Source organism: Candidatus Binatia bacterium (assembly GCA_036563615.1).
In the GTDB taxonomy this organism is placed as follows: Bacteria; Desulfobacterota; Binatia; order UBA12015; family UBA12015; genus DATCMB01.
The window spans coordinates 391715-408560 of the sequence record DATCMB010000006.1; the positions used below are offsets into that span (position 1 = coordinate 391715).

Sequence of the window (16846 nt, forward strand, 5' to 3'; positions counted from 1 at the left end):
ACCGTCCGCGGCGCGGCCGCGCGCTCGCTACGTCCGCGTCGTGCGCGCGCCCGGCGCGCGCAGCACGAGCAGCGCGATCTCCGGCGGGATGCCGACGCGCATCGGGTAGCCGTAGTAGCCGACGCAGCGGGTGACGAACATCCGCATGTCGCCGCGCTCGAAGACGCCCTGATCGGGGATGCCGACCAGCCCGACGAGCGTGATCGCGCGGTCGCGCGTGACCTGCACGCCGACGTGGCCGCCGTGCGTGTGGCCCGAAAGCACGAGGTCGGCGCAGCTCTCGGGGATCTCGAGGAAGGCGCGCGGGTCGTGGTTCAGGAAGATCCGCAGCGTGCCGTCGCGCTCGGGGAAGGACGACATCAGGCGCGCGTAGATCTCCTCGCGGCGCTCCCGAGCAAACAAAAAGTCCGCGCCCACGATCTCGATCGGCACGCCGCGCACCTCGATGCGCTCGGCGCGGTTGCGCAGCACGTGCACGCCCGCGGCGGTGAGCTTGCGCTCGAAGCGCTCCGGATCGTCGAAGTCGTGGTTGCCGAGGCAGGCCCACTGCCCGTAGGGCGCGCGGATCAGGGCGAGCGCGTCGTAGAGCGGCGCATCGAAGTCGCCGCTGCGGTGCGTGAGGAAGTCGCCGGTGTGCGCGACGAGATCGGGCTCGGACGCGTTCACCAGCTCCGCCATCCGCAGGAGCCGCTCGCGCGTCATGACGCCGCCGACGTGGATGTCGGACAGGTGCGCGACGCGCAGGCCGTCGAGCTCGGGCGGCAGGTTCGGCAGCTCGAGCTCGCGCTCCTCGACGCGCAGGTCGTAGGACAGCGGCACGCTCGAGAGCGAGACGAAGAACGGCACACCGGCGCCGACGAGCCCTGCGCGCTGCAGCAGCAGCCGCCGCTCCGGCGACACGAGCCCGCCCGCGAGGTCGTCGCTCGCCGGCGGCACGACGAGACGCCACAGCGCGCGCGCCGGGCGGCGCAGCAGGCGCACGAGGCCGAGCGCGGCGTAGCCCAAGAAGAGCAGCGCGTGCGCGCTGAACCACACGGGACCGGCCCAGTTGATGCCGGTGCCCTGCAGCAGCGCGAGGCGGTCCGAGCCGCGCGTCAGGAGCTGCGCGACAAGAACAAAGTCGAGCGCGACGCCGAGCCCCGCGACCACCGCGAACACGCGCGGCAGCCGCGCGAGCGACTGCTGCAGCAGGAGGTCGAGGCGCAGGCGCGCGTAGGAGAACGGGACGATCGCGATCGGCACCAGCGCCGCGAGCCAGAGCGCGCGGCGGTTCAGCGTCAAGCCCAGCGCGAGCGCGATGCCGAGGATCCCCACGTTCAGCGTCGCGAGCCAGATCACGAGCCAGCGACGCGCGCGGGGGTAGGGTACTGCAACGGACATCGACTCGAGCTTACCGGATGTCGCGACGCTTTGCCGCCGCGCGTCCGGTCAAGCAGCGAAGACCTCCTCGAGAAACGCGCGCATCGCCGCCCAGGAGCGGCGCGCGGCGTTCGCGTCGTAGACGATTCCACGCTCGGGGAAGTACGCCCCCTCGAAGGTGAAGGCGTGCATCGCGTGACCGTAGGCGTGGAGCTGCCAGTCGGCCTTCGCCTCGGTGAGCTCGCGCGCGATCGCGAGGACCTCGGACGGCGGCGCGAGCGGATCCTCCCAGCCGTGCAGCAGCAGCACCTTGGCGGTGATCGGCGGCTGCGGGCCGAGGTTCGGCGGCTGGAAGACGCCGTGGAAGCTCACCACGCCGAGGAGATCGGGCGGCACGGCGCGCGCGAGGTCGAGCACGCAGAGCCCGCCGAAGCAGTAGCCGATCGCGGCGATGCGCCGCGCGTCGACCGCGGGATGGCGCTTCGCCGCTTCGAGCCCGGCGAGCAGGCGGCGGCGTAGCAGCGCGCGGTCGGCGAGCATCGGCGTCATGAGCGCGGTGTTGTCGCCGGTCTCCTCGCCGCGCACGCCCTTGCCGTAGACGTCGAGCGCGAACCCGACCCAGCCGAGCGCCGCGACGCGCTCGGTGATGGCGCGGATGCTCTGGTTCTGACCGCTCCAGTCGTGCGCGACGAGCACGCAGGGGCGCGGCGCGTCGAGCGCCGCGTCGTGCGCGACGTATGCCTCGCAGACCGTGTCGTCGGCGCGGTAGTCGAGGAACTCGGTGCGCAGACCGGTCGTCATCGCGCCGCCACCCCCTGCGCCGTCGCCTCGGCCTGCTGCGCGAGCGGCGGCACCGCCTTCAGCTCCGGCAGCACCTCGCGCGCGAAGAGACGCATGCTGCGCACCGCCTCCTCGTGCGGCATGCCGGCGTAGCTGAACGCGGCGACGAAGCTCTCCGAGCCCGTGCGCTGCCGGTTCTCGAGCACGCGCTCGTAGCACTGCTCGGGCGTGCCCCAGACCTGCAGCGAGAGGAAGAACTCGGTGAGCGCGTCGGCGCCGCCGCTGCGGATGATCTCCTGCAGCCTGGCGTAGGATTCGTAGCCCTTGATGAAGGCGAGGTGCTCGCCGCGTAGCTCGTAGTGCTTCATCACCGTGCGCCAGTAGCCGCCGATGTAGCGCACCGCCATCTCGCGGGCGCGGTCGGCGCTCTCGTCGCAGAACGTCCAGCCGGCGACGATCGGCGGCGGCGCCTCGGCGCCGTTCACGTCGCGGTAGATGCGGCGGTACTCGGCGAGCTCGGCCTCGACCTGCTCCCACGGCTTCTGCGGAATGATCAGGATGCCGACGCCGAGCTGCGCCATGAGGCGCGAGGATTCGGGCGACACGGCGGCGGCGTACGTGCGGCCGCGGAAGGTCTTGAAGGGGCGCGGCCGGATCGGCGCCCGCGGCTGCTGGAGGAACTTGCCGCGGTACTCGCAGTAGCCGTCCTCGAGGCCGCGCAGCAGCATCTCCGCCGCCTCGACGAAGCGCTCGCGCGACTCGCCCATCGGCACGCGGAAGCCCTCGAACTCGACGCGCCCGAGCCCGCGTCCGATGCCGAGGATGAAGCGGCCGCCGGACATGGTGTCGAGCATCGACACCTGCTCGGCGACGCGCAGCGGATCGTGCCACGGCAGCACGACCACCATCGAGCCGATCTGGATGCGCTCGGTGCGCGCCGCGACCCAGGTGAGGAACTGCAGCACGTCGGGGCACATCGTGTAGTCGGTGAAGTGGTGCTCGACGCCCCACACCGAGTCGAAGCCGAGCGGCTCGGCGAGATCCGCGAGCCGCAGGTCGTCCGCGTAGACGTCCTGGTCGGGACGTGCGTCCTCGGGGTTCTGGAAGATCGCCGTCATGCCGACGTGCATGGTCGCCCTCCTTGGTTCGCGTCGACGCTAGCGCAGGCGCCGAGTGGGTTGAAGCGAGGCGCCGCGTCGTGCGCGACGTCGTGCCGCGGCGCGGCAAGCGCCTCGCGCACGAGCACCCGCGCGGAGCACGCGCACGAGGCACGTGCACGCGGGGGCCGTCGCGACTTCCTGCGCGCCACCCGCGCTGCGCACGTGCTCGCACCGGCTTGCGCTGCGTCCCCGAGCGGCGCAAACGAAGCGGATGCGCTTCTCGTACGCCGAGTCGATGTGCGATCCGCGGCACTACGTGCCGCTCGCGAAGGCCGCGGAGGAGGCCGGCTGGCACTCCTTCGTCGTCCCCGACAGCATCTGCTACCCGCGCGACTCGGACAGCCGCTATCCCTACACGCCCGACGGCGACCGGCGCTTCCTCGAGGACAAGCCGTTCATCGAGCCGTTCTCGCTGATCCCGGCGCTCGCCGCGGTGACCGAGCGCCTGCGCTTCGCGACCTTCGTCGTCAAGCTACCAATTCGCCATCCCGTGCTGGTCGCGAAGTCGGTCGCCTCGGTCGCGGTGATGAGCGACGGCCGCTTCGCGTTCGGCGTCGGCACGAGCCCGTGGCCCGAGGACTTCCAGGTGACGGGCACCGAGTGGAAGACGCGCGGCCGCCGCATGGACGAGATGATCGAGATCGTCCGCGGCCTGACCAAGGGCGGCTACTACGAGTTCCACGGCCGGCACTACGACGTCCCGGCGATCAAGATCTGCCCCGTGCCCGCGAAGCCGGTGCCGATCCTGATCGGCGGGCACGCGGAGGCGGCGCTGCGTCGCGCGGCGCGCATCGGCGACGGCTGGATGCACGCGGGTAGCGGCGACCTCGACGCGCTGCTCGTGCGTCTCGCGGAGCTGCGCCGCGAGTACGGCCGCGAGCGCGAGCCGTTCGAGGTGCACGTGATCTCGCTCGACGCCTACACCGTCGACGGCGTCAAGCGCCTCGAGGACCGCGGCGTGACCGACGTCATCGTCGGCTTCCGCAACCCGTACGTCGAGCCGATCGACTCGCAGACCCTGCAGCAGAAGATCGACATGCTGCGGATGTATGCGGATCAGGTGATCGCGAAGGTGTGACGCCGCTCACGCGCGGCGCAACTGGCACCACGTGCACGCGCCGAACTGGCTCTTTCTCGGAGCCGCGCACGACCTCTAGACGCGCGACCATGATCGACGTCTCGACGCTCGAGCAGCGCCTCGCCCCGCTCTTCCCGGGGCTCCTCGGCATCCGCTTCGTCGACGCGTCCCCCGAGCGCGTGCGCGCCCGGCTCACGGTGCGCGACGAGCTCTGCACCGTGCCCGGCATCCTGCACGGCGGCGCGATCATGGCGTTCGCCGACACGCTGGGCGGCGTCGGCACCGCGCTCAACCTGAAACCCGGCGAGAGCACGACGACCATCGAGTCGAAGACCAACTTCCTCGCGGCGGGGAAGGCCGGCACGACGATCGAAGCCGAGGCGACGCTGCTGCACCGCGGACGGCGCACGATGGTCTGGCAGACGCGAGTGACCTCGCCCGAGGCAAGACGATCGCGCTCGTCACCCAGACGCAGGCGGTGCTCGAGGCCAAGTCTCCCGAGGCGAGCGCGTCGCCCGCGGACGCGCTGGCGGCGCTGTTCGCCGGCAAGCCGCCGCGCGAGCAGCAGGCGTTGCTCGCGACGCTCGAGCGCTCGGGGGCCGCGCTCTACCGAGCGCTCGCGGCCGAGGCGAAGGATCCGAGCGTGCGCGCCGAGCTCGAGCGCGCAGCCGAGCGCGAGGAAGAGAACGCCCGCACGCTGGAGCGCTTGCTCGGCTGACCGCGCCGTAGCAAGCGTGAGACGTGCAGGCGGTCATCGACACGCACCAGCACGTCTGGGACCTCGCGCGCTTCGATCTCCCCTGGCTGCACGATGAGCCGCGCTACGCGGCGCTCGCGCGCCGCTTCGGCGTCGCCGACTATCTCGCGGACGCGCGCGGCACCGGCATCGAGCGCTCGCTGTACATGGAGATCGCGGCTGCGCCCGCGCAGCAGGAGGAAGAGGCGCGCGCCGCGCTCGAGCTCTGCGCGCGCGCCGACACGCCGTTCGCGGCGCCGTGCTCCCCGGACGTCCCGGCACGCCGGGCTTCCGCACGCACGTCGAGAGCTTTGCGAGCAACCCGTTTGCGAAGGGCGTGCGCCAGCTCCTGCAGGTACCCGGCGCGCCGCCCGGACGCTGCCTCGAGCCCGCGTTCGTCGACGACGTGCGCTGGCTCGGCGAGCAGAATCTCTGCTTCGACCTCTGCATGCGTCCCGGCGAGATCGCCGACGGCGCGGCGCTCGCGCGCGCCTGTCCCGCGACGCGCTTCGTCCTCGACCACTGCGGCAACGTCCACATGATGCCCGCCGACGAGACGCGCTGGCGGCGCGACCTCGCGGCGATCGGCGCGCTGCCCAACGTCTGGTGCAAGGTCTCCGGGCTCACGGTGCTCGACGGTCCGATCGCCACCGCTGCGGCCCACCTCGCGCCGCTCGTCGACCACGCGCTCGACTGCTTCGGCGCGGAGCGCGTGCTCTTCGCCGGCAACTGGCCGGTGTGCCGCCTGCAGGGCGGGCTCGCGCGCTGGGTCGAGACGCTGCGCACGATCGTCGCGCGTCGCGCGCAGGACGAGCAGCGGCGGCTCTTCCACGACAACGCGGTCGCGTTCTACGGCCTGCCCGCGCAAGCGGCGACGACGACGGCCGAGGAGGAGCGATGAAGCTCGCGACCTTCACGCAGGCGGGGCGCCAGCGGATCGGCGTCGTCGAAGGCGACGCGGTGTGCGACGTCGGCGCCGTCGACGCGACGCTGCCCGGCGACATGCTCGCGCTCCTCGCCGCGGGACCCGACGCGCTCGACGCGCTCCGCAAGGCGGCGGCGCGCGCGCCGCGGCTCGCGCTCGCCGACGTCCACCTCGACGCGCCGGTGCCGAAGCCACCGAAGTTCCTCGCGATCGGCCTCAACTATGCGGCGCACGCCGCGGAGACCGGGCGCCCGAAGCCGGAGTTCCCGGTCTTCTTCAACAAGCAGACGAGCTGCGTCACCGGACCGTACGACCCGATCCACCGACCGCGCGTGTCGGAGGCGCTCGACTACGAGGGCGAGCTCGCCTTCGTCATCGGTCGACGCTGTCGGCACGTGCCGCGCGAGCGCGCGCACGAGGTGATCGCGGGCTACCTGATCTGCCACGACGTCAGCGTGCGCGACTGGCAGCGCAAGGCGCCGACGATGACGCTCGGCAAGTCGTTCGACACCCACGGTCCGCTCGGGCCGTGGCTCACGACGTCGGACCAGGTTCGTGACCCGCACGCGCTCGAGCTCAGCACGTACGTGAACGGCGAGCGTCGCCAGCACGCGAGCACGAGCGACCTGATCCACGACTGCTTCGCGCTCGTCGCGCTGCTCTCGACCGTGTGCACGCTCGAGCCCGGCGACGTCATCAGCACCGGCACGCCGAGCGGCGTCGCGGCGGCGATGACGCCGCCGCGCTGGCTCGTGCCCGGCGACGTCGTGCGCATCGAGATCGAGGGGCTGGGCCACCTCGAGAACACCGTCATCGAGGAGCCGGAGTCGACGACGCTCTACTGACGCGCCCGCGCACGACGTGACGCGACGCGCCGCACGACCGACGGACGCCGCGGTGGACCTGCGCGTCCGAAGGCGGACCCGCTTCCCCGCGCGGCGCGCGTCGTGCGAAAGAAGAGAATGCGCACGGCGTCCATCGATGGCGTGGACACGACCGCGAGCAGGCAGGGGCAGAGAGTCCGGACCCCGCGCGCACGCTCTCGATGGAGCGCGCGAGCGTGCTGTGCCAACGCCGTCCTGGGCGTGGCGGCGCTCCTCCTCGGGAGCGTTTCGGCGGCGCACGCGCAGGGCGCGCTCGACCCGACGTTCGGCGACGGCGGCATCGCCATCGTCCCGCAGGACGCCTTCTTCTCGGTGGTGCGCGGCGGCGTCCTCGTCGCGCCCGACGGCGGCGTCACCGCCGTCCTGCAGGACCGCGTCGTCGCGGGCGGCGCGGACGCGACGCTCGTGCGGCTGCGTCCCGACGGCAGCCGCGACGCGAGCTTCGGCGAGGACGGCGTGCTGCGACCCGCGACGGGCTTTCGCGCCAGCGCCGCGGCCGGGCTCGTCGACGGACGCTTGCTGCTCGGCGGCCGGCTCGAGGACGAGCCGGCGCTCGTGCGTCTCCTCGCCGACGGCTCGCCGGATCCGTCGTTCGGCGACCAAGGCGTGCTGCGCGGCCGCACCGCAGCCGACCTCGAGATCCTGCCCGACGGCCGCATCCTCGCCGCCGACGTCGGCGTCTGGCGGCTCCTCCCAGACGGCAGCCCGGACCCGAGCTTCGGCGACGGCGGCTTCGCCGACCTGCCCGATCCGCCGATCGGCAACGGTGGAAGCCGCGCCACCGCGGTCGCCGTGGCGGCGCAGCCGAGCGGCGGCGTGCTCGTCGCGATGAACCTCGAGGCGGCGATCGTGACCGCCGGCCTGCTGACGCGCTTCACCGCGGACGGCGACTGGGACTCGAGCTACGGCGGCGACGGCATCGTCGACGTCGGCTCGACGGCCGTGCGCGACCTCGTCGCGGCCGGCGACGGCGCGGCGCTGGTCCTCGACCGCTTCGCGGTCGCGCGCTTCGACGCGAGCGGCCGGCGCGATCCGTCGTACGCGCCGCCGATCGACGGCAGCGGCTCCGGTACCGCCGCGATCCTGATCGACGGCAAGGAGCGGCTCGTCGCCAGCGGCAGCCGACTGGTCCAGTCCGCCGGCGGCGATCGTCACGTCGTGCTGCTGCAGCGCTTCCTCGCCGACGGCGAGCCCGATCCGGCGTTCGGCGGTGCGACGGGTCTGGTCGTCGATCCGCCCGGCTTTGGCGCGCAGGGGACGGGCTTCGAGGCCGTGAGCCTCGCGAGCGACGGACGGATCGTCGCCGCGGGTTCCGTCTGCGCGGCGCCGAACCGCTGCGACCTGCTGGTCGTGCGCGTCGCCGGCGAGCGGATGTCCGGCGTGCAGCTCTCGCCCGACGGGCTCCGGCAGATGGTCGTCAAGGACGTCGGCGCCGAGCGCTGGTCGATCGTGCGCAACCTCGACGACGGCACCGTCACCGGCAACGTGTACGTCGCCGGGCAGGAGCCGCAGTTCCTCTGGTGCTCGCCGTCGCCGGGCCCGACGCCGCCGGAGACGGTCGCGCTCGACTGCTTCGCCGCACCGCCGTGCGTCGTCGCGCCGTGCGGCAACTTCGCGCCCGCGGGCCACGTCGAGCTGCCGGAGGCGTTCTTCTTGCCGCCGGACGCCGGGGGCGCGCCGGGCTCGTGAGGGCATGAGCGCGCCCTCCGAGGTGGTGATCGGCCTCGACGCCGGGACGAGCGCCGTGAAGGCGGTCGCGTTCGGCGTCGGCGACGGCTGGCAGCACGCCGAGGAGGTCGCGTACCCGCTGCGCTCGCCCGCGCCCGGACGTCAAGAGCAGGATCCGGAGAGAATCGCGGCGGACGCGCGGCGGGCGCTCGCGGCGTGCGTGCGCGCGACCGACGGCGCGCGCGTCGCGGCGCTCGGCGTCTGCAGCGCGATGCACGGCCTCATCGGGCTCGACGCCGCGTGCCGTCCGCTGACCCCGCTCGTCACCTGGGCCGACGGACGCGCGGCCCAAGAGGCCGGCGAGCTGCGTGCCGCCGGCGTCGCGCAATCCGTGCACCGCGAGAGCGGGACGCCGGTGCACCCGATGTCGCCGCTCGTCAAGCTCCTCTGGTTCGCGCGCAACGAGCCCGAGCTGTGGCGGCGCGTCCGCTTCTGGATCGATCTCAAGGCGCACCTGCTCCTCGACCTGACCGGTCGGCTCGCGACCGAGCTCTCGTCCGCGTCGGGCAGCGGGCTTCTGTCGCTCGCGACGCGGAGCTGGAGCACGACGGCCCTCGACGTCTGCGGCGTGGCGGCGGATCAGCTGCCCGAGATCCTGCCGACGACCGCGCAGCTTCGGCTCCGCCCCGAGGTGGCGCGCGAGGTCGGTCTGCCCGAGGGCACACCGATCGTCGTCGGCGCAGGCGACGGTCCGCTCGGCAACCTCGGCACCGGCGCGATGCGTCCGGGCGAGGTCGGGCTGTCGCTCGGCACGAGCGGGGCGGCGCGCATGATCGTGCGCGCGCCGTACGTCGACGAGCGCGGCGCGCTCTTCTGCTACGCGCTCACGGACACGCACTGGGCGGTCGGCGGCGCGGTGAGCAACGGCGGCAACGTCGCGCGCTGGATCGCGGACGCGGTCGCGCCGGACCTCGCGGGCGACACCGACGCGCTGCTCGCGCTCGCCGCGAGCGCGCCGCCCGGCTGCGACGGCCTCGTCATGCTGCCCTACCTGCTGCCCGAGCGCGCGCCGCTCTGGGATCCCGATCTGCCGGGCGCGTACCTCGGGCTACGCACCGAGCACGGCCGCGCGCACCTCGTGCGCGCGGCGCTCGAGGGCGTCTGCTTCCAGCTCGCGGCGAGCGTCCGCCTGCTCGACGCGATCGAGCCGGTGCGCGCGCTGCACGCGACCGGCGGCGCGTTTCGCGCGCCGCTCTGGCGCGAGATGATGGCCGCGGTGATGAACCGGCCGCTGCGCGTCGTGTCGTCGGCCGGCGGCACGGCGCTCGGCGCCGCGGCGCTCGCGCTGTACGCGCTCGGGCGGGTCGGCGATCTGACGGACGCGCCGACGCTGCTCGGAGCGCACGCGCAAGAAGCCGCGACCGTGACGCCCGATCCGGCGCTTGCTGCGCGCTATGCCGAAGTACTTGCGCAGCTCCCCGAGCGCATCGAGGCGCTGCAGCGCGTGGCCGCGTTCCTGCGCGGCTGACGCGCGTCTGCCGAGCGAGAGAGCGCGGTAGCGCGTTCGCGACCGCGTCTTATTCGTCGCATGAAGAAAATTCCCGCGACGCTTCGTCGCGGGCGAGTGATCGGGAGTCGGTCAAGTCGAAGCGCGTTTCGGCCGATCAATGGCTCAGTGTTTCCTCTGAGCGCCCGAAACGCGTTCCACCTCCGAGCCCTGCGATGACCGACTTCCTGTCAGCGTTCGGGCTCGGCACGCAGACGATGCTCGTGGTCACCGTCGTGCTGTTCACCCTGAGCGGCATCGACGACCTGATCTTCGACGTCTACTACGTCTGCCGGCAGCTCTACGTGCTGCTCTACGTGCGGCCGCGCTGGCCGCGCCTCAAGGAAGAGCAGCTTCTCAGCGCGGTCGAGAAGCCGATCGCGATCATCGTTCCCGCATGGCAGGAGTCGCCGGTCATCGGGAAGATGATCGACAACACCGTCCGCACGCTGCGCTACAGCAAGTACGTCATCTTCGTCGGCACGTACCCGAACGATCCCGACACCCAGCTCGAGGTCGAGCGCGCGCGCGAGCGCTACCAGAACGTCGAGCGCATCGTCTGCCCGAAGGACGGTCCGACCAACAAGGCCGACTGCCTGAACTGGATCATCCAGGGCGTCCGCCACTACGAGAACCGCACCGGGACGCGCTTCGAGATCTTCGTGATGCACGATGCCGAGGACATCGTGCACCCGCTGTCGCTGAAGCTCTTCAACTACTTGATGCCGCGCTTCGCGATGATCCAGATCCCGGTCTTCTCGCTGCCGCGGCGCTGGTACGAGTTCACCGCCGGCGTCTACATGGACGAGTTCGCCGAGCTGCACTCGAAGGATCTGATCGTGCGCGAGCGCCTCGGCCACAACGTGCCGAGCGCCGGCGTCGGCACCGCGTTCACGCACGAGGCGGTCGAGGCGCTGGGCATGGCGAACGACAACCAGCTCTTCAGCCTCGACTCGCTGACCGAGGACTACGACTTCGGCTTCCGCCTGCGCTCGGTCGGCTTGAAGTCGATCTTCGTGCGCTTTCCGTGCGAGCGCGAGGCCGTGCGCAAGAGCCGGTGGACCGGCCGCGAGCGCAAGGTGGTCGTCAAGGACTGGATCGCGACGCGCGAGTTCTTCCCGAGCGAGTTCTGGCTCGCGGTGCGTCAGAAGACGCGCTGGATCATCGGCATCGCGCTGTAGGGCTGGGCGAACCTCGGCTGGAAGGGCAGCTGGCGCACCAAGTACGTGCTGTTCCGCGACCGCAAGACGCTGTTCACGACGCAGCTCAACGTCATCGGCTACATCCTCGTGCTGCTCGTGCTGGGCTTCTGGATCGGCGAGAAGCTCGATCCGGACGGGCACCGCTACGTCTCGCTCTCCGAGCTGCAGCCGTGGGTCAAGCAGCTGCTCTGGCTGAACGGCGGCTTCCTCGTCCTGCGGCTCGTGCAGCGCTTCATCGCCGTGACCCGCATCTACGGCCCGCTGCAGGGACTGCTCAGCGCGCCGCGCCTGGTGTGGGGCAACCTGATCAATTTCTGCGCTTGCTGGCGCGCGCTCAAGCAGTACGCGACCTACCTGCGCACGGGCAAGCTCATCAAGTGGGACAAGACCGACCACGTCTATCCCAACGAGGAAGATCTGGTCGCGTACCGGCGTCGGCTCGGCGACCTGCTGCTGGAGCGCCGCCTGATCACCGTCGAGGCGTTGAACCGCGCGCTCGAGCAGCAGAAGCAGGAGCACCGTCCGCTCGGACGCATCCTCGTCGAGTCGGGTCTCGTGCGCGAGGAGGAGATCGTCCAGGTGCTCGGGGCGCAGCTGCAGCTCGCGGTGCGCGAGGTCGACCCGTACGCCGTTCCGCAAGAGGTGCTGCGCCTCGTCCCGCGCGACGTGGCGCGCGAGTTCGGCATCGTGCCGGTTGCGGTGAACCCCGGCGGCCGCATCGAGATCGCGTCGAGCAACCTTCTCACCCGCGCGCAGCTCGACGAGATCGAGGCGCGTCTCGGTCATCCCGTCGACCTATGCTTGACGACGGCGAGCGACATCGCGTTCGCGATCAACCGCTGCTACCCGCCGGAGTCCGAGGGGCCCAAGACGAAGCAGTCGCGACCGCTCGGCCAGAAGCTGATCGACGCGGGCCTGCTGACCCGCGAGCAGCTCGACGCGCTCCTGCGCGAGCAGCGGCGGGGCTACCGTCGCCTCGGCGACGTCCTGCTCGACAAGGGCTGGCTCACGCGCGAGCAGCTCGACGAGGCCGTGCGCGAGGCGGCCCGCAAGGGTCGCTACATCGGCGACTGCCTGATCGACCGCGGCTGGATCACGCGCGAGCAGCTCGACGAGGCGCTGCGCGAGCAGCGCGCGAGCAACCGCCACCTCGGCGAGCTGCTCCTCGAGCGCAACCTCGTGTCGGCGAAGGCGCTCGACGAAGCGCTGGAGCCGCCCGCCGACTGAGCGCAGCGTGCACGCTTTCCGGAAGCATTGCGTCGCCGCGCTGGCGGCGTTCGGGGTCGTTCTCGCCGCGGGCGTCGCCTTGCGCACGGCGGACGCGCAACCGTCTGCGCCGTCGCCGACCGTGCCCCCGCCTTCCACGCCGTCGTACGCCGACCTGCTGACGGTCGACCGCTCCGGCGAGGGCTTCGTCGCGCGTCAGCTGCGCGAGAGCCGGACGTACCCCTACCTCGACCGCGGCAACCGCCTGCTCGCGCAGGGCCGCAACGCGGAGGCGCGCGTCGAGCTCGAGGCCTACCTCGAGCGCGACCCGGTGGACGTCAAGGTGCGCTACCAGTACGGCGTGCTGCTCGCGTCGCTCGGCGACGCTGCGGGCGCGGCGCGCGCGATGACGCAGGTCCTCGAGCAGCGTCCGGGCTTCGCGCCTGCGCTGCTCTATCGTGCCGAGGCACGGCGCAAGCTCGGCGACGACGCGGGCGCGCTCGACGACTTCCTCGCCGCGGCGCGCGGCGGCGAGCTGACGAATGCCGACCGCACGCGGGCGCTCGACTCGGCGGCGGTGGTCGCCGTCCAGCTCGGCAGGAACGACGTCGCGCGGCGCGCGCTCGCGGAGCTCGAGGGCTCGCCGCGCGTTCCGGCGCGCGACCTGATGCACGCGCAGGTCCTCGCGGACGACGGCGACGTCGACGGCGCGCTGGCCCTGCTCGCGCGCGTCGCGCAGAGCGACGCTTCGCTGGAAGAACGGCGCGAGGCGCTGTCGCGCGCTTCGGTGCTGGCCGCGGAGCGCGGCCGGCTCGACGAGGCGCGGAAGGCGGGGGAAGAAGCGCTCGCGCTTCGCCCCGACGATCCGGTGCTGCTCCGCAGGCTCGCCGAGATCGCGAGCCGTCAGGGCGACGACCGCGCGGCGGTCGCGTACCTCGAGCGCGCGGCGCGCGTCGAACCGTCGGACGACGTGCTGCGCGCGGAGGTGTACGCGGCGCAGCGCGCCGGCGAGACCGCGCGCGCGGCCGAGCTGCTGCGCGACGTCGTCACGCGCGAGCCCGCGGGCACCGAGCAGGCGGCGCGCGACCGCGCGAGCCTCGCGATGCTCGAGGCGCAGCTCGGCCGGCACGGCGCCGCCGCGGATCTCTACCTCGCGGCCTACCGCGACGGCGGAGGCAAGGACGTGAGCCTGCTCGCGAGCGCCGCACGGGAGGCCGCCGCGAGCGGCGCGACCGCACGCGCGATCGATCTCTACGAGCAGGCGATCGCGGCGCGCTCGCTGCCGGTGCGCGAGCGCGCGCGCCTCGCCGAGGAGCTCGCGTACTTGAAGCTCAAGGCGGGCCAGCGCGCGGGGGCGCTGCAGAGCTTGGACCTCGCGCGACGGCTCGGCCGCGATGATTGGGGCATCGAGCAGACGCGCGGCGACCTGCTGCTCGCCGAGGGCGACGCGGCGGGCGCGCTCGCCGCGTTCCGCGCGGCGCAGGCGCGGCGCGACGAGCCGCGCAGCGCGCTGGGTGCCGCGTACGCGCTGGTCGCGCTGGGCAAGCCGGGGCTCGCGGTCGGCGAGGTCGAGCGCGCGCTCGACGGCACGCCGCCGCTGTCACCGTCTGCGCGCCGCGCCGCGCTGCGGACCCTCGGCTACCTCCGCGCGCAGCTCGACCAGCCGGCGAAGGCGGCGGAGGCGTGGGCCGCGGTGCTGCGCGAGGAGCACGATCCGGAGCTCGCGCTGAAGCTCGCGCGCGAGCAGCGTCTCGCGGGCGAGCTCGCGGATGCGAGCGCGACGCTCGCGTCCATCGACGCGGGCGCGCTGCCCGCGTCGTCGCGCGCCGAGCTGCTCGACGAGCGCGCGGCGCTCGCGCGCGCCGAAGCCGCGCGTCTGCCGGACGACGACGCGCGCGCAGACGAGCGCACGCGCCTCTTGCGCGCCGCGGCCTCCGACCTCGAGCAGGCGAACGCGCTCGCGCCCACCGCCGACCGCGAGTACCGTCTCGGTCTCGCGTACCTGGATCTCGGCGAGCCGGAGCGCGCGATCCCGCCGCTCGAGCGCTCGCTCAAGCAGGGCTTCGTCGCGAGCCACGCGGCGACGCTCGGCTACGCCTACCAGGACGTCGGCCGCATCGACGACGCGGGCAACGAGTTCGCGCGCGCGCTCGAGGCCGATCCCGACCTGCTGCCGCTCTACGAGGACCTGGGCAACATCCGCGTCAAGCAAGCGCGCAACGCCGACGCGATCCGGCTCTACGAGCAGGCGATCGACGCGGCGCCGCTCTATCCGTCGGGCGACGCCGCCGAGCGCGAGGACGTCGAGCAGCGCCGGCTGCGCATGCGACGTCAGGTGAGCGAGCTCTCGCGGCAGTTCTCGCTGCTCGCCTACACCTCGATCTGCTTCGGGACGAACAACTGCGAGATCGGCTCCACCGCGCCGCTGTCGGCGGGCGCCAGCAAGTCGCAGGGCGGCGTCGAGCTCGCCGTGCGGCCACCGGTCGTCGGCTACCGCGACGGACGCGTCTTCGAGGTGATCTCGCGCCTGCTCTTCGAGCAGGAGGTGAACTCGATCGAGCCGCGCTGGGACACGTCGGTGGTGACGCTCGGCGTGCGCTACAAGCCGCTGCGCACCGTCGACGGGTACTTGAGCGCCGAGCGCCTGTTCGGCGTCGGCGACGACGCGCGCGACAACGTCCTGCTGCGCGGCACCTGGGGCTGGCAGCGCGGCTACGCGATGCAGCCCGGCGTGCCGCACTGGTGGTACACGACGCTCTACGCCGACGTTGCGCGCACCATGGAGAGCCCGCAGGACTGGTTCTTCTACACCGAGGCGCGCCACGGCATGACCTTCAACCCGGGCGCGAACGACACCATGCTGACGCCGCACCTCTACGCGCGCGGACGCTTCCAGACCGGCGACGGCGAGGACTTCAACGAGGTCGACCTGGGTCTCGGCGTCGTGCTGCGCTGGCTGTTCCGCGAGGACCGCTACCACGACTTCCAGTCGAGCGCGGAGCTGCTGCCGCGCATCGGCTACGACGTCGTCAACTCCGACGGACGCGATCTGACGGTGTCGCTCACCGCGATCGTGCGCTTCTGACGACGATGCGTGCTGTGAAGAAAGGGATCGTGCTCGTCGCGCTGATGCTCGCGTCGGCGTTGCTGTCGTTGCTTGACGTACTCGACGCGCCGGCGGCGGCGCTCGCGGCGGAACGCGAAGCCCGCGCGGGGGCGAGCGAGACGGCGCGCTGCGCCGACGTCGCCGCGCTCGACGGCACCTTCGTGCAGCTCACCACCGCGGCGGCGACGCGTCCGCGCGAGGAGTGGGAGCGGCTGTTCGCGGATCTCGCCGCGCTCGGCATCGAGGAGATCTTCCTGCAGTGGACGAGCGCCGACGGCGTCGCGTTCTACGAGGCGTCGGCCGCGAGCAACGCGTCCGGCGCGGACGACGCCGCCTGCGGCTCCGACGCGCCGAGCACCGGCGGCGCCGCCGGCGCGAGCGACCAGCTCGCTGCGCGACACGCGGTCGGCACGCCCGGCGGCGCCGTCGACCTCGTGCTCGAGCTCGCCGAGCGGCACGGACAGCGCGTCTGGCTCGGGCTCGCGCACGACGCGGGCTGGTGGGCCGGCATCGATCGCGCGCGTCCGGCGAACGAGGTCGAGGTGTTCCTCGCGCGGCGCCGGCTCGCGAACCTGGCGGTCGCGCGCGCGCTCGCCGCGCGCGCGGCGCGGACGCCGGCGTTCGCCGGCTGGTACGTCCCCGACGAGGTCGACGACAAGAACTGGCTCGGCGAGGAGCGCGGGTCGCTGCTCGCGACGTACTTGACGCAGCTCGCGGACGGGCTGCGCGAGCTCGTGCCGGGCGCGCCGGTCGCGGTGTCGGGCTTCGCGCAGGGCTGGGCGACGCCGGAGCAGCTCGCGCACCTGTGGTCGGCGGCGGCGAGCCGCGCCGGTCTGTCGCTGGTGCTGCTGCAGGACGGTGTGGGCGTCCGCAAGCTGACGCTCGAGGACCTCGAGGTCTACCTGCCGCCGCTGCGCGCGGCGCTCGCCGGCACGACGGCGCGCCTCGGCGTCGTCGTCGAGCTCTTCACCGAGCGCACGGGCGAGGGTGGCGCCGAAGCGAAGACGTTCGTCGCGGTGCCGGCGCCGCTCGAGCGCATCGAGCGCCAGCTCGCGGTCGCGCGTCGCTTCGCGACGGGTCCGCTCGTCGCCTTCAGCGCGCCGGACTACATGAGCCCGTTCGGCGGCGCGGAAGCGGAGCGGCTCTTCGAGGACTACCGCGCGCTGCGCGAGCGCTGCGCGTCGTCGCGCTGAGCC

The 16846-nt window shown here is 72.9% G+C and carries 12 protein-coding genes and 2 pseudogenes; 11 read left to right on the forward strand and 3 right to left on the reverse strand.

Annotated elements, in window-relative coordinates; all coding sequences use genetic code 11:
- Positions 1-27: 27 nt before the first annotated feature.
- From VIS07_04630 to VIS07_04640, 3 genes are read right to left on the reverse strand one after another with little or no spacing between them, the layout of a single operon-like run.
- Positions 28-1380, reverse strand: coding sequence for a metallophosphoesterase (locus VIS07_04630; protein HEY8514786.1), 1353 nt, complete (start codon positions 1378-1380; stop codon positions 28-30).
- A 48-nt stretch (positions 1381-1428) separates the two neighbouring features.
- Entirely contained in the window at positions 1429-2160 is a 732-nt protein-coding gene (locus VIS07_04635; GenBank protein ID HEY8514787.1) for a dienelactone hydrolase family protein, read from the reverse strand.
- Positions 2157-3269, reverse strand: a complete 1113-nt coding sequence (locus tag VIS07_04640; protein HEY8514788.1) for an LLM class flavin-dependent oxidoreductase — start codon at positions 3267-3269, stop codon at positions 2157-2159. The genes VIS07_04635 and VIS07_04640 overlap by 4 nt, the downstream gene beginning before the upstream one ends.
- A gap of 241 nt (positions 3270-3510) precedes the next feature.
- Here VIS07_04640 and VIS07_04645 point away from each other — a divergent pair, with 241 nt between their 5' ends.
- The 11 genes and pseudogenes from VIS07_04645 to VIS07_04695 all read left to right on the forward strand — a co-directional run bounded on the left by VIS07_04645 (position 3511) and on the right by VIS07_04695 (position 16843).
- Complete coding sequence (locus VIS07_04645; protein ID HEY8514789.1) at positions 3511-4377, forward strand: TIGR03619 family F420-dependent LLM class oxidoreductase; 867 nt, start codon at positions 3511-3513, stop codon at positions 4375-4377.
- An 89-nt stretch (positions 4378-4466) separates the two neighbouring features.
- Positions 4467-4769: pseudogene (locus VIS07_04650) on the forward strand (PaaI family thioesterase).
- Positions 4770-4855: 86 nt separating this feature from the next.
- On the forward strand, positions 4856-5095 hold the full coding sequence (locus VIS07_04655) for a hypothetical protein (GenBank protein ID HEY8514790.1): 240 nt from the start codon (positions 4856-4858) through the stop codon (positions 5093-5095).
- A 229-nt stretch (positions 5096-5324) separates the two neighbouring features.
- Positions 5325-6014, forward strand: a pseudogene (locus VIS07_04660) (amidohydrolase family protein).
- Entirely contained in the window at positions 6011-6883 is an 873-nt protein-coding gene (locus VIS07_04665; protein ID HEY8514791.1) for a fumarylacetoacetate hydrolase family protein, read from the forward strand. Before VIS07_04660 ends, VIS07_04665 begins: the two are co-directional and overlap by 4 nt.
- 240 nt (positions 6884-7123) lie before the next feature.
- Positions 7124-8611 carry a hypothetical protein gene (locus VIS07_04670; GenBank protein ID HEY8514792.1) on the forward strand — a complete coding sequence of 496 codons (1488 nt, stop codon included), beginning with the start codon at positions 7124-7126 and terminating at the stop codon, positions 8609-8611.
- A gap of 4 nt (positions 8612-8615) precedes the next feature.
- Positions 8616-10118 carry a gluconokinase gene (locus VIS07_04675; GenBank protein ID HEY8514793.1) on the forward strand — a complete coding sequence of 501 codons (1503 nt, stop codon included), beginning with the start codon at positions 8616-8618 and terminating at the stop codon, positions 10116-10118.
- A 194-nt stretch (positions 10119-10312) separates the two neighbouring features.
- Complete coding sequence (locus tag VIS07_04680; protein HEY8514794.1) at positions 10313-11317, forward strand: glycosyltransferase; 1005 nt, start codon at positions 10313-10315, stop codon at positions 11315-11317.
- Between the two features lie 45 nt (positions 11318-11362).
- Complete coding sequence (locus tag VIS07_04685; GenBank protein ID HEY8514795.1) at positions 11363-12565, forward strand: hypothetical protein; 1203 nt, start codon at positions 11363-11365, stop codon at positions 12563-12565.
- A gap of 121 nt (positions 12566-12686) precedes the next feature.
- A complete protein-coding gene (locus VIS07_04690) occupies positions 12687-15629 on the forward strand; it encodes a tetratricopeptide repeat protein (protein HEY8514796.1) in 2943 nt (980 codons plus the stop codon).
- Between the two features lie 14 nt (positions 15630-15643).
- On the forward strand, positions 15644-16843 hold the full coding sequence (locus VIS07_04695; protein HEY8514797.1) for a DUF4434 domain-containing protein: 1200 nt from the start codon (positions 15644-15646) through the stop codon (positions 16841-16843).
- Positions 16844-16846: the final 3 nt, after the last annotated feature.